Source organism: Fortiea sp. LEGE XX443, assembly GCF_015206815.1.
Taxonomy (GTDB): Bacteria; Cyanobacteriota; Cyanobacteriia; order Cyanobacteriales; family Nostocaceae; genus Nostoc_B.
In genome coordinates this window covers 38,179-58,948 of record NZ_JADEXZ010000009.1, presented here as the reverse complement: position 1 = coordinate 58,948, position 20,770 = coordinate 38,179, and the positions used below count along the sequence as shown (strand labels likewise).

The window sequence follows — 20,770 nt, the reverse complement described above, 5'->3', positions numbered from 1 at the left end:
ATACTGTAATATGACCCTTGTTACTCAATTTGTTAATTTTATAATTAAACTTTCAGTGGTTTTATTTAAAATTCTAACGAAATTTTGTTATGACTCAATGTAATAAAAACTCTCAAAAAATATTAAAATTAACTAACTTATTTCCGAGAGGTAACAATCTTTGTTTTTAATGCTCAGGCTAAACAATTATACTCCTTTGTGTATCAATCATATATCAAGTATAAATAATGTTGATGCAACCCCAGTCTTGGACAAAATTAAAATTATTATTTGCAACTTTATTAGCTTTTATTGGTGCAAATAAGTTTTGCATCGGGGTAGATGTAGTGCGGGCTGCCAATTTAGACGATTCTAGTCATCAACACAAACCAAGTAGCAAATATTTTGCATATAAACAGCAAAATTATCAACCTTCCCAAAAAAGTCAGTTCAATGCAAATAGTGATTTGCAGCAGTCTCAGTTATTAAATTCAGCAGTGGCGGAAAATACACCATCAAATGTGATCTACCAACCCAGACTAATTGCTCAATCTAATCCAGTAACAAGACCCGATACTGAACCTAATCTGCAACTGCAAAATATTCCTAGCGATACTCAACAACTTAATGACGCGCCGCAACTAGAAGTACAACCAAGAGATTTTCCTCAGCCTTCACCAATTATCAGAGAAGAACTGTTGAATAAACCCTCAGTGGAGAGAACTGAGAGACTACAGAGACTCAGGCGGCTCTTGCAACAAACACAAAAACAAAATCCTCCTGAAATTAGTGGTTTTAGAGAATTAGAACTAAGAGTAAGACCAAGACCTTTACCACAACAAAAACCACCATTACCGATACAACAACCAGTAGCGAAGTTTAGGCCAATAGGTTCCCTACAGGCTCGTGTGGGTTATTTTCAGACGAGTAACATTTTTTCTTCTGCAATTCTTCCCAGAGAAGATGGCCTAATATTTTATGGACTAAGCCTTGCTTCTGCATATTTTCCTTTGGGATCTAAAACTTATGTTAACGGTTCAATCAATGGTAACTTGATTCGTTATATGGAACAATCAAGATTTAATTACAACCAATTAAGTTTTAATCTTGGTCTTTATCAACAACTCTCGCCACGGATGTATGCAGAACTGGGTTTTAACAATCAACAGTTTTTCTATGCTAACAGCACTGATAGCTTTCAATCAGGCGATCGCTTTTTAAACGAAAATTCCCTGCGGCTATCTTTGGGAAGACGAGAACCACTAAATTCTAGATTAACACTAGATAGCCTTTATGAATTTAGCGCTAACTTTGCTGAACCAACTAGCCGTAGTCGGCTAATTAATTCCTTTTGGGTTGCTTTAAATTATTCTGTGCAGAAACCTTTGCAAGTTGGAATTAACTATCAATTAAATCTTTCCGATTTTACGCAACGACAAAGAGACGACCAATATCACCGTTTATTTGGAAATGTGATTTACCGAATGTCTGATTCTAGCAGTTTGAATTTGCAGAGTGGTATCAGCTTTGGAGATTCTACAGAGAGAAATATTGACTTTAACAGCTGGTTCTTGAGTGTTTACTACAACTTAAAAATAGGTGAATTTTGAAATATGTCATTTGTCCTTTTTTCTTTGTCATTAGTTTTGACAAATGACTACATATAACTAATCCAATCACTCCAACTACCAGCATAAAGTTTACCTGTATGAATGCCAGCTAATTCTAAAGAGAGCAAATTCACACAAGCTGTGACACCAGAACCACAGTAGACTAAAATTTCCTTGGCTGTTGCTATAGTTTCCCATCGTTGACGTTGCTGTAGTTGAGAAAGCAGATAGCCTGATGAGTCTGTAACTTCTTGCCAAGGATAGTTAACTGCACCAGGAATATGCCCAGCAATTTTATCAATTGGCTCTCTTTCACCTCGGTAGCGATCGCCTTCTCTCGAATCTACCAATGCTACTTGTGGTGAATCTTGGCGATTTTTGACTGCTTCAATATCTACTAACAGTTCGGTTTGAATCTGAGGAGTAAAATTACCTGTTCGAGGTTGTGAGATAACATCTGTAACTGGATATCCAGCTTTTTCCCATGCAGTAAAACCGCCATCCATTACTACTACTTGCTCATGTCCGAGATAACGTAGTAACCACCACAGACGAGATGCAAAAGCCAACCGGGAATCGTCATAAGCTACAACCAAAGTTTTTTGAGAATTTACCCCAATTGCTGATAATTTCTGAGCTAAATTGTTAATGTCAGGCAAAGGGTGTCTACCGCCATGCTTACCTACTGGACTGGAAAGATCCTGATTTAAATCAAAATAATATGACCCTGGGATGTGACTTGTTTGATATTGTTTTTGTCCTAATTGTGGATCAACCAGAGAAAAACGACAATCCACAATCACAATTTGTAGATTGTTGAGGTGTTCTAAAAGCCACGCTGGTGAAACAAAAAGTTGAATGTCAACCATAAACTAACTCAAAATTCAAAATATATTTATTAGCTATTTATCAGTGAAAAAAGTCTGATGCCAGAATTTGATAACTTTGTACCACAACCAACCGCCGATGGTTCTTTCACCTTTTTCTCTCAAGAGTTTAGTGAATCATTTCACAGTCATTTTGGCGCTAAACAGGAGAGTTATTTTAAGTTTGTGGAACCGACTCAATTAGCTCAAGCTGCGCTCAAACCATTTGTGCGGCTATTGGATATTTGTTACGGTCTAGGATACAACACAGCCGCAGCTTTACAGACAATTTGGGCAGTAAATCCGAGTTGCCATGTGGAATTAATCGGTTTAGAACTGAATCCTGCTGTACCGCAAGCTGCGATCGCCAATTCTTTATTTGATCACTGGAACTACGAATACACGGCAATTTTGACCCAACTCGCGTTTGAACAGCAAGTACAAACAGAACGCCTCGAAGCAAAATTACTCATTGGGGATGCGAGAGTCTCGATTCAAGCGGTAAATCAATCAGGTTTCCTAGCAGATGCAATTTTTTTAGATCCTTTTTCACCACCTCAGTGTCCCCACTTATGGACTGTGGAATTTCTACAACAAGTCTCAGTATGTTTACAAGAAAACGGCTTGCTGGCGACTTATTCTTGTGCGGCGGCTGTACGTACAGCACTGATATTAGCTGGGCTACGAATAGGTTCTACTCCACCAGTCGGGAGGCGATCGCCTGGTACGGTTGCAGCCCCAAATCAAGACACAAAATTCTCCGCCTCTCCGCCTCTCCTAATCCCCGTGTCTACTTTACTTCCTCCTCTTTCCCCAGCCGAACAAGAACATTTGTTAACTCGCGCTGCTATTCCTTACCGCGATCCGCAATTGCATGATTCTCCTGATGTGATCATTATGCGGCGACAACAAGAACAACAAGCCTGTTTATTAGAACCTACCTCTCGTTGGCGAAAACGTTGGTTATTTAATACACAACTTAGACAGTGAGATGAAAAATCAAGGGTTTAGACAAGGGGTGTGGCGTGTAAGAGAGAAAAACGTTCTGTTCTAATAAATATTAATTTAAATTTAATATTTTTAATATATATCTATGATAATGTCGTAGCCACTGGGAAAAACAGCAAGTAAAAGCATTTTGATTGCGGCTTTACCACAAACTAGAAGCACTTAGAAATTTAAATTTTATAGCCACTAAGTTTCAAATTGCTTTATTTGCGACCTCAAAAGTGGTTATGACCATGTAGTTTTCAAGTTTCTCTCTTTATTAAAAATATTGAGTATATAAATTGACATAAGTTTAAGTATATTGTGATGATAATTTATAAAAATAGGTTCTTGCATTGATTTTATGGTGTGTCATGAAAATCGCTGTTTTATCAAAAATTTCAAAGATTTAAAATCTAGTAACAGCAAGGAACACAGGCTATGATTAGGTTTTATTTATGCTGCGATTCTATAAAATGAACTGAAGAACCTAAAAATTACTGACAAAAAATACGTATTAATTTTAAGATTTGAATAAAAACTTGAAAATTAAATTACTGTCGTTTGAGTTCAATTGAGCGATTAAAACACTTTGTTATGCTGGAAATGTTAAAAAATCTCCGTAAAAAACCTGATTTAACATTTGTGTGAATTTATCATACTAGAATAGTAAGTTAGGAATTTTGCAGCAAATTTCTCTGAGTAAGATTCTTTTCTCATAAAGAAAAATATGATCTGCATAATAAAAACAAGCAGCCTAAGATAGTAAATAAAGCTGATAAAAATTGAAAGTGGATTATGGTTGCAAATCTAAACTAGGTTTTTGCAGATCGAAACTGTTAACTTATTAGAAAAAATGGGGTGTCTTCGTGATTCACTGGAGTGCCAAATACACAGATTCTAATCAACAAAGTTTTAGTGAGTCAAGTCTCATAAAAAAAGTAAATGATATAAATGCAAGTCATGACCTAAAGTTTCGAGATTTAGATGACCAACCACTAAAATTATCGCAACAAGAAGTCATGCTTGAACAGGCGCAAGCAAGGTCTTCTTGGATAAAACCTGAAATTAATTATGGGTACAATTCATTATTATCAAAAACTCTACAAGCCAAAAGCTCCAAAGTGAATAGCTTTGATATTGAAGCACCAATAATTTTAGTAGTTGACGACCATGCGGCTAGTCGGATGACAGCAGCAGCGTTATTGGCGATGGAAGGTTATGAAGTGATTGAAGCAGACAGTGGAGCGACTGCTGTGGTGTTAATAACGCAAAAACAGCCAGATATAATCTTACTGGATGTGATGATGCCAGGCATGGATGGATTTGAAGTATGCCAGTTGCTTAAGCAGGACGAACATACGAGGTTAATTCCAGTAATTTTTATTACAGCATTAAATGATAGGCGATCGCGCATTCGAGGGATTGAAGTTGGTGCAGATGATTTTCTCACCAAACCCTTTGACCGTGTGGAACTAACAGCGCGGGTGAAATCCTTAGTACGGCAGAAGCGGTTGAACGAAGACTTAGACCATGCTGAACAAGTACTGTTTTCCATTGCTAGAGCCATTGAAAGCCGCGATCCGAATACAGGAGATCACTGTGAACGTTTGGTAAAGCTAGGACAAGCTTTTGGCGAATACCTGAATCTTTCTCGCGCTCAACTGCGAGATTTGATGTGGGGTGGTTATCTTCACGATATAGGTAAAGTTGGGATTCCGGATGCAGTGCTACTAAAAAATGGGCAACTCACCTCAGAAGATTGGCAAATCATGCAGCAGCATGTTTTAATCGGAGAAAAAATTTGCCAACCCCTACGCAGTATGCGGGGCGTAATTCCCATTATTCGCCATCACCACGAGCGCTGGAATGGTTCAGGCTATCCTGATAAATTGAAAGGACATGATATTCCCTTTCTGGCACAAGTTTTTCAACTCATTGATATTTATGATGCTCTAACCAGTGAAAGACCTTATAAAAGAGCTTTCACCTCAGAAGAAGCTTTATCTGTAATGCACGAAGAGACTGAAGCAGGATGGCGTAATTGCGAACTCATGCAGCAGTTTGCTGAGTTTATTCGCACTTACCAGTGTAAGTAGTGCTGTTAGCATGATCATGGTGTTGAGCCGCGTGCTGAGATCGTCAAGTATGAATTTTCAAAGATGAAGGATAGGAGCTAAAATCTTATACTTCATACTTCATACTTTTGATTATGGTAGTTGTAGCAATTCTAGCGGCGGGACGCGGTACAAGGATGAAATCAAGCTTACCCAAAGTTTTACATTCTTTGGGTGGGCGATCGCTAGTAGAGAAAGTTTTAGAAAGTGTAGAGCCGCTTTCCCCCTCACGGCGAATGGTGATTGTAGGGTATCAAGCCCAAGAAGTAAAAGCCAGCATCCAGTCGAACTCCCTGGAGTTTGTGGAACAAACTGTACAATTGGGAACAGGTCACGCCATCCAGCAATTACTGCCCCATCTGGAAGACTACACTGGAGATTTATTAGTCCTCAATGGTGATGTACCACTGTTACGCACCGAAACTCTGAAACAGCTATGGCAAACTCACCAAGAAAATCAGAACGCGGCCACCATCCTCACTGCTCAGTTAGCAGATCCTCAAGGTTACGGGAGAGTTTTTTGTAATGACGAACACATAGTACAACAAATTGTTGAACACAAAGATTGTACTCCGGCTCAAAGACAAAACTGCCGAGTTAACGCTGGGGTTTACTGCTTTCGTTGGCCAGATTTAGCTAAAGTCTTACCTCATCTAGAAGCCAACAACTCTCAAAAAGAATACTACCTCACCGATGCCGTTACTCAAGTTGGACAAGTCATGGCAGTGGATGTAGCCGATTATCAAGAAATTTTGGGCATTAACGATCGCCTACAACTAGCAACAGCCTACGAGATTTTGCAAAGGCGCATCAAAGAACAATGGATGCTTGCAGGTGTGACTCTCATCGATCCCAACAGCATCACCATTGATGACACCGTAGAATTACAACCAGATGTAATTATTGAACCCCAAACACACCTGCGGGGAAATACCAAGATTCAAGCTGGTAGCCGCATTGGGCCGGGAAGTTTGATTGATAATAGCCAGTTGGGTGAGAATGTCACAGTCTTATATTCTGTGGTGACAGATAGCATTGTCCAAGCAGGAACTCGCATTGGCCCCTATGCTCATTTGCGCGGTCATGCTGAAGTGGGGACTAATTGCCGTGTGGGCAATTTTGTGGAGTTAAAAAATACACGCTTAGGTGAAAAAACCAACGTGGCGCATCTATCTTATTTGGGCGATACCACTGCGGGTAGTCAAGTAAATATTGGTGCAGGGACAATTACCGCTAACTATGACGGCGTGAAAAAACACCGGACTCAAATTGGCGATCGCACCAAAACAGGTTCTAATAGTGTGTTAGTCGCACCAGTTACCTTGGGTGATGATGTCTATGTAGCAGCGGGTTCCACTGTGACTGAAGATGTCCCCAATGATAGCTTAGTCATTGCCCGTAGCCGTCAGGTAATCAAGCCAGGATGGCGGAGGAAAGTATGAAGTGTGAAGTATGAAGTATGCAAAGCCTCTTACTGCAAGCTGGGATAAAATTCAAATTTCAGTCTTTAGACTACCCTACCCTCCGGGTTCTCTTGTGGAGTACGGTAAGCCACCTAAAGGGTGTAGACACCCTTCAGACTTTTTTCAGACTTCACACTTCTGACTTCATACTTGAATACAGCCGATTTGTGTCCCAACGGGCATTTCTAAAGTATCGCCAATCTTTTCGCCGTCGTGGTGGGCGGCGAGTAAGACTTGGCTAGTTTTTCCCCAAGCGATCGCACCACTAGCATCTAAAGCGATCGCACCTAAATCTCTTTTGTGTTCGTGAGCTTCAGCAAAGGAGCGCTGCATAGCATCTTTAAGAGTCATACCATCAGTTACACGCACTACAATCCGTGGTGCTAAACACTCATCGATAATATCTTCCCCAATCCCGGTACAGCTAACAGCCCCATGACCAGTTGCGTAATTGCCTGCTGGCATTGCCGAATCACTCACCCGACCAATGCGCTCAAAACCTTTGCCACCTGTGGATGTACCTGCTGCCAGTCCACCGTGAGCATCTAAAGCAACTACACCAATCGTTCCGCGTCCTGCATTGCTAGTTTCTAATAACTCTGGCTCTGCTACAACCCCAGCCATTGTGCTTTTAAAATTATCTTGACGTTCCTGAATCCATTCTTGCAACCGCAAATCAGTTAAAGCATTGTAGCTGGGTACTTGTAACTCTCGTGCTAGTTCAGCCGAGCCGTAATCTGACAACACTCGGTCAGGGGAAGTTTGTAAAAAATGCGCTAACTCAATAGGATTTTTCACCCGCGAGACATTAATCACACCACTAAAACGCCCTGACATCCCATCCATCAAGGCAGCACTCATGCGAATTTGGCCATCGGATTGTAGCACCGAACCAGTACCAGCATTAAAGCGGGGGTCATCTTCCAACAGTTGACAACCCCGCACCACTGCCGTGGAAGCGTTTGCTCCTGACAATAACAAAGCATAAACTTCTTCTATGACTGCATGGAGCGATCGCCGTACTGCATCTAATCCTCCTTTGCCGTGGAGAGAACTACCAGCCCCTCCATGAATAATTAATTTAGGTTGCACCTGTAGCTTCATCTATATTTTTGCGCTATTTGCGTCTAAGTTAAAGTTGATTTTACACTTCATACAGCAGTAGCCAAGGCAGTTAGGACATCGGCCAATGATAAAACTCATGCACTAAAAGACTTTTAACCTTGTCACATGCGGTCACTGAGCGGCTGGTGAGCGCAGTCGAACCATGCCGAAGTGTCACCTGTTCCCTGTCACCTGCCATACTTCATATTTCACTTTTTACTCCGTTTTGGCCTCAGAACGGCGACGACGGCAACGTTCTGAGCAGTATTTAACTTCGTCCCAGCAATCTTGCCATTTTTTTCGCCAAGTGAAGGGACGTTGACATACCGGGCAGATTTTTGTAGGTAGGTCAGATTTAGAACGATAACGCCCCATATAAATACTGTGAAGATTTAAAGTTGATTTACAAGAGAAACGGAAAATAATTATAACCAGTTTGCTACCCAGGGGGGATACTTTGGCGCAGAAATATCAATCTCATCTGCCAATAGACTTAGTTATCAACTAATTGTCCATTAATATAGTTCTATTTTATACAAGAGTTGTTGTCGCTGGAAATATTTGAGTATTTGATCTAAATAGTTAAAGCAAAGTTATCTAGAATATAGGGATTCTGGGTTGTCTGAAATGGCAAGATGTGGGGAATCGCTCCACAATGGGCAGAATTACCCAAAAGCTGAATTTGGCACGTAAAAAAATATTGCACGCTAATGAAAAATATACTTATAGAGACGTTTCATAAAACGTCTCTATGTTAAGGTATTTATAAAAGTTAACTGGGTAACTTCTGTTTATTTTTTTGACGCTTAAATTGCCAGCTAATACCCCAAGCACTTAGTGCCAACAAACCCAACTGAGTTGGAGGTTCGGGAACAGATTGAATTTGCCCACGAAGTTCTCCAGCTGGAAAGAGGCTTGTATGGATATTAAAGTAAGTGTTGCCATTGATTAGCTGTTGAGCTAGAACGTCGGTTAAAGGTCTAGAGATGTCATCAAACCGCCAATCACCTGTAATCGTACCAGAAGTACTACCTGCAATGGGTGGAACATTTGCACCATCTAAATCGTGTACTATCGGGCCATTCACTCCTACAGGTGCAACATGTATGTGGGCAAAAGGAGCAGCAATAACACCTTGCAACCCAGAATAATTAACTACATAGCTGAAAACCCAACTACCAGGATCACCAGTAAGTGTACCTGTAGCTGTACCTGTAGCTGGTGTACTAATCGGTGGATTTTCTTGAGCGCCATTCAGCGTACTGGTGAAAGAAAAACCTGCGGCATTAGCTGCTAAAGGATTTAAAGCAATTATTGCTGCACCTATAACAGTTCCAGTTAAAAGGAGCTTCATACTTTTCTAAGTAATTTTACTACCTAGTCATTATACTGAAAAATAGTTAATTGATATTTAAATTTAATACCTATTCTGAGTAAAGTTTATCTATAATTGCACCCAACTGATACCATTTCACGAAATTCTTGATACAAATCACTTTTCTTGCTTCCCCTGCTTGCCATCTGTATCAACCTTAAGGTGAAACGGTATGAGAACCGCTACATAAGTGCTGAATTGGAATTGTAATGATAAATTCTGTTCCTTCTCCTGGTTTTGAGTAACACTCCAATTTACCACCATGTTTTTCAGTGATAATTTGATAACTGATAGACATTCCCATGCCTGTTCCCTTACCCACAGGCTTGGTGGTAAAGAATGGATTGAAAACCTGTTTTTGAACCTGCTCAGACATTCCCACACCGTTGTCAGCGATCGCAACTTTCACCCAATCAGAATCAATAAATGTAGTATTAATGGTAATGGTGGGAAGTGAAACTTCATTGTCTCTTCCTTGTTCTAAAGCATCAATAGCATTTGCCAGAATATTCATAAACACCTGATTCAGTTGTCCCGCATAGCATTCTACTAAAGGTAATTTGCCGTAGTCCTGGATCACCTGAATTTCGGGAAATTCCGGCTTTGCTTTGAGACGATGTTGCAAAATCATCAAAGTACTGTCTATGCTTTCGTGAATATCCACTGCTTTGAACTCGGCTTCATCCATGCGTGAGAAGGTACGGAGTGATAACACAATTTGGCGGATGCGTTGAGTCCCCACTTTCATAGAACTCAAAATTTTTGGTAAATCTTCCTGAATGTACTCCAGGTCAATTTCCTGGCATAAAGCTTTAAATTCAGGAACTTTAGTGGGTTGATATACATTAATTAACCGTAATAAATCTCGGCTATGTTCTTCTAGATAGCTAAGATTACCGTGGATAAAATTGACGGGATTGTTGATTTCATGAGCAACTCCAGCAACCAGTTGACCAAGGCTGGACATTTTTTCTGCTTGAATCATCTGTGCTTGAGTGCGTTGAAGTTCTTGCAGAGTTTGGGCTAAATCTTCGGCTTGTTGTCTGAGTTGAGCTTCGATTTGCAAGCGTTCGCGAATATCACGGGCAATAGTTGAAAAGAATTCTACTTCACCTTGCTTATTTTTGTGGGCAATCAACACCTGGGAAACTGGTATTTCTTCGCCATTGCGACTGCGGAAGATAGATTCTCCAGACCAAATCCCTTCTCGAAGTACGGTAGGTAGAATCTCATTCTGGAATTCATCTGATATCGATACCTCGGTAATATGAAATTTGTTGATTTCTGATGCGAGAATACCTAAAATTTTCTGACCTGCCTTGTTGAGATAGCAATTATTTCCGACAGCATCAGCCATACCTACAATATCGGTTGTGGCTTCTAAAATAGTTAGCAGTCGCCTTTGCTCTTGTTCCGCTCGTTTCCGCTCACTAATATCTCGCACTACCGAAAGTGCATGGGGTTTGCCATCGTAGTTCAACAGTGTACCTGTGACTTCTACATCAAAGTAAGTACCATTTTTGTGAATATCTATAGCTTGAGCATGAAATTCAAGTCCTTTCTTGACTGAGTCGATGAATTCCTCAAATTGCGGCAAAGAATCTGGATGGATGAAATCTGTAGGACTTAATTGCAAAAATTCTGCTTGAGAATAGCCGTGCATCTGACAAAAAGCAGGATTGGCAGCGACAATCTTACCAGTATCTAAATCAACAACAATAATGCCATCATGGACAGTCTCGAAAATGCTGCGATACTGAGTTTCTCGCTGACTTAGGGCTGCCTCTACCTGTTTGCGACCGCTGATATCGCTAAGAACCCCGTGAAAACCCTTCATTTCACCGTCTGAATTGAAAATTGGAGCCGTTACTGATCTCATCCAGCACCAGCTACCATCTTTGCGTTGATGACGAAATTCTATTTGGGTTCGCTGGCTTTTGGTTGCGACCATTTCTTGAATGTTGCTCTGGGCAAATAATAAATCATCAGGATGAAGTAGTAGTGCAAAAAGTTGACCCAATAGTTCCGAAGGTTCCCATCCTAAAATATTTTTGAACTGGGGTGAAACATAAGTAAATCTGCCATCTAAAGACATGGAAAAAATCAGATCGCTGATATTTTCCACCAAGTTGCGATACTTAGTTTCATTGTCTGCTAAGGCAGCTTTAGATGCTTTGTGATGGCTAATATCCCTCGCTAAACAAACAACAGTATTCTCACTCATTGGTGCAATACTTGCCTCAAACCAAACCTCTTGATTAGCAATAGACAAACTATATTCTAGTTTGATAGTTTGTTTGGTTTTTAGTGACTTTTGGATACAGTTGAGAAACAAGTTAGCAAAAGCCGGTGGTAAAACTTCGTGCATGGTTTTACCTAGTAGTTCCCCAGGTGGTTGGTACAGTAAAGGCGCACTGCTAGGAGCAATTTTTAGATAACGTCCTTCTGCATCAAGGATGAGAATTACATCTTGTATGGCGTTAAACAATGCCAGTAATTCTGCTTGGGAAGCTTGAAGGGCTAGTTCTGCTTGACAATTGCTTTGTAAGAGTTGTTGAGATTCTCTAAGCTCGTGTTCTAGTTGGGCAATTTTTCCAGTGAATTCAGTGATTGATTTTGCCAATTGTTGCTGTAAATCGGCGTTTTGTTGCCGGAGAAAAGCAATTTCTTGTTCGAGGACTTCAGTGTACATTAATTTTCCTTTCTTCTACTGTTGAACTGGAATTAAAATTGCAAATTCCGTACCTTGCCCAGGAGAGGAATTGCATTGAATCGAACCACCATGTTTTTCGACTATGATTTGACGAGCGATCGCCAGCCCTAACCCTGTTCCTTTGCCAACTGCTTTAGTAGTAAATAAATGGTCAAATATTTTTTGTTTAATTTCTTCACTCATTCCCATACCATTATCAGCAATAATAATCTTTGCTTGGTTATTTTCTAGTAAAGTTTTAATTGTAATCAGATTGGGGTTAGCTTGATTTTCTGGGAAAAAATTACTATTGTTTGCTTCTTCTAAAGCATCAATAGCATTTGCCAAAATATTCATAAATACCTGATTTAATTGCCCAGGGAAACACTCGATCCGAGGTAATTTAGCATCATATTTTGTAACTACTTCAATCGCTGGATGTTGTTCATTAGCTTTGAGACGATGTTTGAGAATTAAAATTGTGCTGTTGATTCCTTCATGAATGTTAAATAGCACTTTGTAGTCGTTATCGGCACGAGAGAAAGTACGGAGTGAAGTACTGATATTTTTCAGGCGATCGCACGCTATCATCATGGAATCAATTATTTTAGGTAAATCTTCTAAGGTATAGTCCAAATCAATTTCGACCGCATGATCAAGAATTTTATCGCCTGGATTGGTGAGACTTTCTTGATAGAGTTTCAAATGTTCTACAATATCAGCAATGGTAGGTTTGGCTTGTTTGAGACTCGCTGCAATAAAACCTAAAGGATTATTCATTTCATGGGCCACACCAGCAACTAAATTACCCAACGCAGACATTTTTTCATTTTGGACGATTTGTAATTGTGCATTTTGCAAGTTGTGTAATGCCTGTTCTAACTGTTGGGCGTATTCTTGAGAACGCTCATACAGTCGGGCATTTTCTAGGGAAATTGCAGCTTGAGTGCAGAGTAAGTTGAGGAGTTCGACGCGATCGCTTGTAAAGGCTCCAGTTGCTAAATTGTTTTCCAGATACAATATGCCTAGCAACTTACCCTGATGCAAAATTGGACTGCACAAGATACTCTTCGGTTGCTGTTTGTGAATGTAGGGATCATTGATTAATTGCGGATGCACTGTGGCATTAATAATTACAGCAGGTCGTAAACTGCGTTTGACATGATTAATTAAGCTAACTGGCACATCAACAGAGTCTTCAACAGACTTTGGATTGAGCAAGATCGGGTAAAAGTTGATTTTGTTTTGTACAGGGCTAAGAGAAAGCTGTGCTAACGCCTGAATCAGCAACCGATCTGACTCCACAAGCATAAAAACACACTTCTCTGCTCCGGCATTTTCAATGACAATATGCAGCAAAGCTGAGAGCAGTTTTTCGAGTTCAATTTCGCCGGAGAGAGTTTGAGAAGCTTTGAGAATGGCAGCTAAATCAAAAGCCACAGAGACGTTGCTACTACTAGAAGTGGCGGAACTAGTGGAGGTGACACTCTCTAATGTAAAGATGGTTTCGTGAGTTGAGAGAGGAAAACGGGTTGGCTGGAGGATGGGGACAAGCTCTTGAGGATAGCGTCTTTCCAAGTCGACGACTTTGGCTTTAGCACCCCAACGAGCATAGCCATAGTAAGCTTGGGTGATATATTCCTGAGCAATCCGCTGTTTACCCCAGTCGAGGTAAAATTTGGCGGCTAATTCATTGGCCAGTGCTTCTTCTTGGATGTAGCCGTTTTCTTTGGCTCCTTTGATGGCGCGATCATACCAATCCCCGGCTTCAGAGTACTTGCCTAAAACCCTACATTTTTCTGCTTCCACCAAGTCAAACTTATGCTGGTGATTCATGGGGGCATCGTGCGCCCAATGCTGTAGTTGCGTTTGGTTTTGTGCCACACGCTGGAATGCTTCTGATTTCTCATCTGACGGTTGACTCAACTGTGCTAAAACAATCAAAGAATCGTAGAGATAAAATGCTGGTTCACCAACAAATCCAGCACCAGCGATCGCATAGCGTCTCACCTCAACCGCATAGTTTGCCCCTTGCTGAATTTCCCCAAACCAGAAACAAAGTGTCAACTTATATAAGTAGAAAAAATATAGTGCAAACAAGTCATTGGCAGACAGCAGCAATGGCAGAAATTCTGTTTCTTGGAGGGCTTCACCCGACAAAATGCAGGGATGTTCTGTAAAACCCAATAAGTTTAATACAGATTGCCAAACGATTAGGCAGCGATTAGCTGCTGTCAGTTGGTACAGTTGCACCAAACCATCGCAGTAGGTACGAGTTTCTTGTTCCAAGGTGACAAGAGGTTGACCACACCAAAAAGAATTAATACAAAAATTAATGGCATTATTTCCAGCGTACTCTGGGTTTCCGACTTCTAATCCAGTCGTATAACCTTCTTGCGAGAGTAGTAGTGTTTCTTTTATGTGAGAGTTGCGGTGCAGGATAAATGCTCCCAGCGCCGCTAATACTTCAGATTTAATCGCTTTGGCATCTAGTTTGCAGACAACTTGGAGTGCTAATTGACCAAACTGTGTTGCTGTATCTACATCTTTCAGCATGTTACACAGAATGATGCCATACATCCCATAATGAAAGGCTGAAACTGATGTGTTGCCATATTGAATGGATAGTTTAACCGACAACGAAACCAGTAATGGCAGCAAGGGGGAGCCAATAATATGAGCTGCGGAGATGACAGTACTAGCAATTTGAACAATTGCGAGTTTTTCTCTATCTGTCATGACGCTGAGGTGAACTAAATCTTCAATTTTCCTGTGTCCAATCAGTTCTCCAATTTCTTGGATTTTCTGTTGAATATCCGTTGGTGTGGGTGTGTCGGGAAACGTTACGCCAAGTTGTTCCAGAAGCAATTGGGCGATCGCTATCGCTTCTGTAAATTTACTTTGAGAGACATAAAATTGAATTCTAATGCGGTAAACATTAACTTGTTCAGGTACGGAGTGTGCTTGTTCGATGACAGTATCAATAAACTTTTCCATCGCCTCAAAGTCACCGCACAGAAAAGCTACTTCAGCCGCTAATTCATACAAGGCGAGAGTCATTTTATACTGCTGTTGCCAAGCTTGTTCTCCCAACAGAGACAATCCGACTGCGGCATATTGACGAGCTGCTTGATAGGCGGTGGCGGCTCTGGCTTTGCGACAAGCGGTAAGGTTGAGTTGAGTTAATTCATCTCGTTCTGATTGTTGGGTAATCAGAGAAATTCCATAATTTAATTGATTGACTAGTTCAAAAATGCGGTCTTCTCTGGCAGCGGGAGAAATCTTTTGTAAGAGTAATTGTCCGATGTGATAGTGGATGTTTTGTTTTTGCTCATCTGGAATCAACGAGTATGCCGCCTGTTGGACGCGATCGTGCAAGAATTTGTAAACACAGGTGCTAACTGTCTGTGTTGATGTTGGGACTGAGGCAGATGATGTCTCAGTTTGATAAAACTTGTAGATTTCATTGGTGGGAATAACAAATCCTTCTTGTAATGCTTTCCATAAGTCCAAAGCGGTTTCTGTCTGGGACTTCTGATAAATTATGGCTAATGTTGCCAAATCAAACTGATTGCCAATACAGGCTGCCAATTGAAGTATTGCTTGGGCTTGGATAGGCAACTTTAAAAGTTGTGTTGCCATAAATTCCACCACATCATCGGTGAGGGCAAGCGATCGCACTTGTGCTACATCACACTGCCATCCTCCTTCACTTCTCCCCTCACCAAGAGGCGGATTAAAGGTAATTTGTCCATCTTCATGTAATGCTTTGAGAAACTGGGTTGTAAAAAACGGATTGCCTTTGGCTTTTTGATAAACTAATTCTGTTAACGGTAAGACAACTTCTGTTGAACAACTCAACGTGTCTGCAATCAAACTGTTAACATCCGATTGGCTCAAGTTTGTCAGGGTCAGAGTGTTAACCTTAGCTACTTTCTCAATCTTTTCCAGTGTCAGCATTAACGGATGAGCCGGGAATACTTCGTTATCGCGGTAAGCGCCAATAATGAACAGATAACCTCTCAAGGTTTCACCCATCAACAGCATGATCAAATTCAGCGATGCTGAGTCTGCCCACTGTAAATCGTCGAGGAACAACACCAACGGATGCTCTTTTGTAGTGAACACCTGAATAAACTTCACAAATAGCCGATTAAAGCGGTTCTGGGCAGCACTTGCTGATAGCTCTGGTACAGGTACTTGCTTACCAATAATCCTTTCTAATTCTGGAATTACGTCAATTATCACCTGTCCACTCTCAGATATTGCAGACAGAATTTTGTTTCGCCACTGCTCTAGTTGCACATCGTTTTCACTGAGCAACTGTTCTATCAAGTCACGGAAAGCTTGGACAAAGGCAGACAAAGGAATGTTGCGATTGAATTGGTCATACTTACCTTTGATGAAGTACCCGTTCCAGCGGACAATTGGCTTATGTACTTCATTGACTACAGCAGTTTTGCCAATACCAGAGAAGCCAGCAACTAGCATCAGTTCGGATGTGCCATGGGTAACTCGTCCAAATGCTTCCAACAAGGTTTCGATTTCTTGTTCCCTACCGTAAAGTTTTTCCGGGATGAGAAAGCGATCGCACACATCCCATTGGGCAATCTCAAAACCCTTAATTTCACCAGTTTCTTTTAGCTGAGTTAAACAATTTTCTAAATCAAATTTCAGCCCCAATACACTTTGATATCTATCTTCAGCATTTTTCGCCATTAATTTGCTGACAATCTCCGAGAATACGGAGGGGATTCGTGGATTTATTTCTTGTACTAAAGGTGCTGCTTTCGCAATATGAAAATGCACCAACTCCATTGGGTCATTTGACTCAAAAGGTAATTTTCCTGCAAGTAATTCGTAAAAAGTTACACCTAAAGAATAAAAATCAGTCCGATAGTCAATCCCTCGATTCATTCTGCCAGTTTGTTCGGGAGAAATATAAGCAAGTGTTCCTTCTAATATATTAGGATTGATGAGGGTTTGGGTTTCTCGTGGTAGTAAAGATGCAATACTAAAATCAATTAATTTAACTTGTTTTGTTTCGGCATTAATTAAAATATTGCTAGGTTTAATATCTTTATGAATAATGCGCTGACGGTAAAGTATATCTAAGGTGTTGCACAGAGCGATCGCTATTTCTAAAAACTCATGTAGAGATGCAATATTTTGTGTCTCTAGTGAGGTGAAATAATCTTTTAATGAAATTCCCCCAAAGTCTTCCATCACCAACGCATAACCATTTTGATAGGGTTCTAGGCTATAGGTTTGGATGATTAGCGGTGAGTTGAGATTTTTAGCTATGGTGTACTGATTGCGAAACTGCACCAGTTCGCTGAAACTTGGATAATTATTTTTTAGCAGTTTTATGACTACAGGTTTTTGATCAGTCTCTCGATACCCCCGATAAACAATGGTTCTCGAACCTTTGTAGAGTTCTTTGCTTATCTTGTATCCGGGAATACTCACTGGAATCATAACCACACCACTCAATTCTGAGGATTAACAGATTTAGTGTTCCCAGATATTGGTATGTAAATAAACAATATAGCTGAAGCCACTTTGGTTAAGACGCTGCTTGTCAACAGCAAAACATTGAAGAAGAATTCAGAAGTCAGAATGCTAAACTAAAGAGCAACCCATATCCCTGCATACGATCGCTCAGTGTTGAGCCAGAAGCCTAATAACAGCTTATTAGACTGCTAAAGGTAACAGCAAGCGGCTAACTACTCGATGATCTGGTAACTGATAGAAATGTAACTCGCCACCTAAGCGCTGCATTAACTGTTGGCAAATTAGCAGATGTAAACCCGGTGGTTGATTAAGTTGTGAAGCGGCTAGTACATCTTTGGGTGTCTGATGTTGCAGTGCTGCCAGTAGGTGCGGTTCAATAATGCCATTATCTGTAATTGACAGTTCTAGCAAACCCTCTTCTAAGCGGCGACACCAGATATCAATTCTGTCGCCACTTTGAGAACGGTTACAGGCTACAACCAATAATTCATAAAGCACTAATTCAAATTTCACTATATCGCCAGCGATCGCCAATGATGATGGATAACTAGAAGGTTGCAGTCCTTTGAGGAATATACCACTGTTACTAGAATCCGTATCTGTAGCTGATTGTCCCAAACCATGCACACCTGCCCACAGTTTACGTTGTTTGAGTAAATTTTCGACTCGTTCTAGCGATCGCTTCAGCAATGTGGCTATGGGCATGGTTTCGGAACTACAATGCAATTGCCACTGCTCAAGTTTTACTAAAGCAGTCATGGCAGCAGTTGTGTGGTCTAATTGCCGCAGTAATAGCTTATAGCGCGTCTGTGTGAGTTCATTTGCCGGAATACCCAAATCATCTATCTGGCTCAATAACAGTGTCGCTGTTCTTTGAATCTCCTCAAGACGGCGATGTTTGTACCAATTTAGTTGTCGCAATTCTTGGGTTGTGGACTCTAGTAGTTGGGTGATTTGCTGTTGACGACGCGACCAAGCTAATTGAGTTACCAGAGTTTTTGTAGCATTCAGGCTTTGTTGTGACCAATGTTGTTCTCGACGATCTGCGACTAATAGTATACTTGTGGGTGCATAATCAGCGCTAGTGCGGAGGGCGATCGCTAAAACTTTACCAATACCTTGACCATTTAACCATTTTCTGGTTCCTTGGGGCAAATCATCTGCATACACACAAAGGTAATCTTCTTTCGCTAGAGTCCACTGAATTAAAGCGTCAGTTTCGATGGGAATTGCTTTGTCTACTGCAACCTCAAACCGACTATCATGAATTATTCCTGGAATAATTTCTGCTGAATTTTCTCCAGGCAACCACGATAATAGCAACGCCAAAGGAGAATTAAGCACAGTAGCGATTTGTTCTAGTGCTGTGCGTTCTAGATGTTTCTCCTCATGAGTACTTTGAGCTTTTTCGAGGATGCGTAAGCATTGCTGAATACTGTGCAGAATTTGCTGCTGTTGTTCAGTATCAGTTTGTAGTTGCCACTGTCGCACAATCACGCCGATTTGCTGACTGACAACCCACAATAATTCTTTTTCCAGAGTTGTCCAACTACGATTAGTTTCGTGAGCAATTACCAACAGCGCGTTTGGTGTATGACCTTGAGTACAGTTACAAACTAAGAGCGATCGCATCCCATGTTCTAATAAGAGGGGTCGCCAGTTAAAAAACCGCAAATCTTCTTCTATGTTCTGCAACTCTACCGCCGTTTTGGCTGACTTTAACATCTGCTCATCCATATCTTTGGGAGCATGGAAGGTAAATGTCAAAGGACGGCGATTTTGTGGTTGGCTTTGAAAAATAATTTGATAGTTATGCTGCTCAGGATTGTACTGCAACAATAAAAAACGATTGGCTGCGACTCGCGTTAAAACTTTAGTCGCACAGTTACTTAAAGTTGCTTGTAGGTCATCATTGTTATAGATAGCTTGGGCAATTTGACTGTTTAATTGAGCATCATCTTGAATTTGTTTGATGGTGCTTTCCATCGTTTCGGTGGGAGCAACTAAAGAGATTAACCCTGCTGCACTTTGGACAAAATTTTTGTCAGCCTCTGTCCAGATGCGCGGTTCATTAGATTCCACAGCCAGAAAACCTAAAAGTTCCTTCTGCCACAGAATAGGTGCTGCCAAAAGCGATCGCACCTGTAAGCGTTGCAAAACCTTGGCTGTAAAATGACTTTTTAAGGAACTGCGCTCATCACCAATCCAAACAATTTGATTGACTGACAAAGCATAATAAAATTCGCTTAAATCCTGGACTGTCATTCCTGCCGCTATTTGCTTTTGGCTAGAGTGGCGATCGATATTAGCAAGTTGATTGCTCATCCGACACCAAAAATAACGCCCTTGTCGCTCAAACCAGTAAATATTCGTCCGGCTAGGGGAAATAAATTGATGTGTTGTCTGTACAACTGCTTTCAGCTTTTGGTCTAAATTATTGAGAGTACGTAAATTTTCTAGTAAATTTAATAATGGCTCATCTAAATGCTTGGTTTGCTGTTGTTGCAAATCCAGTTCTTTTTGAGCAAGTACAGCCCCCAATTCACCTAAAACCATTAACAAACGAGCTTTGGCTTCTCCTGGTAACAGATAACCCCAACGTTCCGAACCAAATAACAGCAAACCTAAAAAACGGTCTTTACAGCGAATTGGTAAAACGATTGTTCCCTGAATGTTAAATTTTTTGCCAATTTCTTGCCATTCTGCGGCACGCGGTTCCAGGCGCAAATCTGCAACTCCCAAGGGACGCTGTTCAATTACCACCTGTTCTAAAAGATCGCCGGGATTAAGCGCAATCTGTTTGCGTAAAAACTTGGTGTCACTATCAGGTGCGATGCCACCTTTACCAATCAATGTATGTTTTAGGCGATCATATAAAGCAATCCAAACCAGATTGTAGTCAAACTGCTCTTTAATGTAAGAAATAGTAGTATCCATCAGAACGTCAATATTATCCTCTTCTCTGATAGTTTGGAGGACACGTCCCAAAGCAATGATTGGTTGTTCGGCGGCTATTGGTCTTTGTGGCTGCCCCATCTGATTCTTGCTTAACATCGCTGTTTA

Annotated in this window: 11 protein-coding genes; 4 read left to right on the top strand and 7 right to left on the bottom strand. The window is 40.8% G+C overall.

Features of this window, described 5'->3' with window-relative positions; all coding sequences use genetic code 11:
• The first annotated feature begins 233 nt into the window (after positions 1 to 233).
• Positions 234 to 1,589: a hypothetical protein gene (locus IQ259_RS06060; RefSeq protein WP_370568004.1), complete on the top strand. Its 1,356-nt coding sequence runs from the start codon at positions 234 to 236 to the stop codon at positions 1,587 to 1,589.
• Between the two features lie 47 nt (positions 1,590 to 1,636).
• Here the strand turns inward: IQ259_RS06060 and IQ259_RS06055 are convergent, their stop codons facing one another.
• Positions 1,637 to 2,458: a sulfurtransferase gene (locus IQ259_RS06055; RefSeq protein WP_193882423.1), complete on the bottom strand. Its 822-nt coding sequence runs from the start codon at positions 2,456 to 2,458 to the stop codon at positions 1,637 to 1,639.
• A gap of 57 nt (positions 2,459 to 2,515) precedes the next feature.
• Here IQ259_RS06055 and IQ259_RS06050 point away from each other — a divergent pair, with 57 nt between their 5' ends.
• From IQ259_RS06050 to glmU, 3 genes are all read left to right on the top strand, one after another.
• Positions 2,516 to 3,445: a tRNA (5-methylaminomethyl-2-thiouridine)(34)-methyltransferase MnmD gene (locus tag IQ259_RS06050; RefSeq protein WP_193882420.1), complete on the top strand. Its 930-nt coding sequence runs from the start codon at positions 2,516 to 2,518 to the stop codon at positions 3,443 to 3,445.
• An 866-nt stretch (positions 3,446 to 4,311) separates the two neighbouring features.
• Positions 4,312 to 5,541 (top strand): two-component system response regulator, encoded by a 1,230-nt coding sequence (locus IQ259_RS06045; RefSeq protein ID WP_193882417.1) that lies wholly within the window; start codon positions 4,312 to 4,314, stop codon positions 5,539 to 5,541.
• 113 nt (positions 5,542 to 5,654) lie between these two features.
• On the top strand, positions 5,655 to 7,001 hold the full coding sequence (glmU, locus tag IQ259_RS06040; RefSeq protein WP_193882414.1) for a bifunctional UDP-N-acetylglucosamine diphosphorylase/glucosamine-1-phosphate N-acetyltransferase GlmU: 1,347 nt from the start codon (positions 5,655 to 5,657) through the stop codon (positions 6,999 to 7,001).
• Between the two features lie 165 nt (positions 7,002 to 7,166).
• Here glmU and IQ259_RS06035 read toward each other — a convergent pair whose 3' ends face one another.
• The 6 genes from IQ259_RS06035 to IQ259_RS06010 form a co-directional block, all read right to left on the bottom strand.
• Complete coding sequence (locus IQ259_RS06035) at positions 7,167 to 8,126, bottom strand: isoaspartyl peptidase/L-asparaginase (protein WP_193882411.1); 960 nt, start codon at positions 8,124 to 8,126, stop codon at positions 7,167 to 7,169.
• 216 nt (positions 8,127 to 8,342) lie between these two features.
• Positions 8,343 to 8,501, bottom strand: a complete 159-nt coding sequence (locus IQ259_RS06030; RefSeq protein ID WP_083468775.1) for a DUF2256 domain-containing protein — start codon at positions 8,499 to 8,501, stop codon at positions 8,343 to 8,345.
• Positions 8,502 to 8,898: 397 nt separating this feature from the next.
• Positions 8,899 to 9,480: a CHRD domain-containing protein gene (locus IQ259_RS06025; RefSeq protein ID WP_193882541.1), complete on the bottom strand. Its 582-nt coding sequence runs from the start codon at positions 9,478 to 9,480 to the stop codon at positions 8,899 to 8,901.
• A gap of 178 nt (positions 9,481 to 9,658) precedes the next feature.
• Positions 9,659 to 12,193 carry a PAS domain S-box protein gene (locus IQ259_RS06020; protein ID WP_193882408.1) on the bottom strand — a complete coding sequence of 845 codons (2,535 nt, stop codon included), beginning with the start codon at positions 12,191 to 12,193 and terminating at the stop codon, positions 9,659 to 9,661.
• A gap of 15 nt (positions 12,194 to 12,208) precedes the next feature.
• Positions 12,209 to 17,671: an ATP-binding sensor histidine kinase gene (locus IQ259_RS06015; RefSeq protein ID WP_228014385.1), complete on the bottom strand. Its 5,463-nt coding sequence runs from the start codon at positions 17,669 to 17,671 to the stop codon at positions 12,209 to 12,211.
• A gap of 216 nt (positions 17,672 to 17,887) precedes the next feature.
• Positions 17,888 to 20,743: a GAF domain-containing protein gene (locus IQ259_RS06010; RefSeq protein WP_193882402.1), complete on the bottom strand. Its 2,856-nt coding sequence runs from the start codon at positions 20,741 to 20,743 to the stop codon at positions 17,888 to 17,890.
• Between the last annotated feature and the right edge of the window lie 27 nt (positions 20,744 to 20,770).

What these genes read in the sequence shown, in the direction of transcription:
- IQ259_RS06060 (WP_370568004.1), top strand. Translation starts at nt 234, where the DNA reads ATGCAACCCCAGTCTTGGACAAAATTAAAATTATTATTTGCAACTTTA.
- IQ259_RS06055 (WP_193882423.1), bottom strand. Translation starts at nt 2,458, where the DNA reads ATGGTTGACATTCAACTTTTTGTTTCACCAGCGTGGCTTTTAGAACAC.
- IQ259_RS06050 (WP_193882420.1), top strand. Translation starts at nt 2,516, where the DNA reads ATGCCAGAATTTGATAACTTTGTACCACAACCAACCGCCGATGGTTCT.
- glmU (WP_193882414.1), top strand. Translation starts at nt 5,655, where the DNA reads ATGGTAGTTGTAGCAATTCTAGCGGCGGGACGCGGTACAAGGATGAAA.
- IQ259_RS06035 (WP_193882411.1), bottom strand. Translation starts at nt 8,126, where the DNA reads ATGAAGCTACAGGTGCAACCTAAATTAATTATTCATGGAGGGGCTGGT.
- IQ259_RS06030 (WP_083468775.1), bottom strand. Translation starts at nt 8,501, where the DNA reads ATGGGGCGTTATCGTTCTAAATCTGACCTACCTACAAAAATCTGCCCG.
- IQ259_RS06025 (WP_193882541.1), bottom strand. Translation starts at nt 9,480, where the DNA reads ATGAAGCTCCTTTTAACTGGAACTGTTATAGGTGCAGCAATAATTGCT.
- IQ259_RS06020 (WP_193882408.1), bottom strand. Translation starts at nt 12,193, where the DNA reads ATGTACACTGAAGTCCTCGAACAAGAAATTGCTTTTCTCCGGCAACAA.
- IQ259_RS06015 (WP_228014385.1), bottom strand. Translation starts at nt 17,671, where the DNA reads ATGATTCCAGTGAGTATTCCCGGATACAAGATAAGCAAAGAACTCTAC.
- IQ259_RS06010 (WP_193882402.1), bottom strand. Translation starts at nt 20,743, where the DNA reads ATGGGGCAGCCACAAAGACCAATAGCCGCCGAACAACCAATCATTGCT.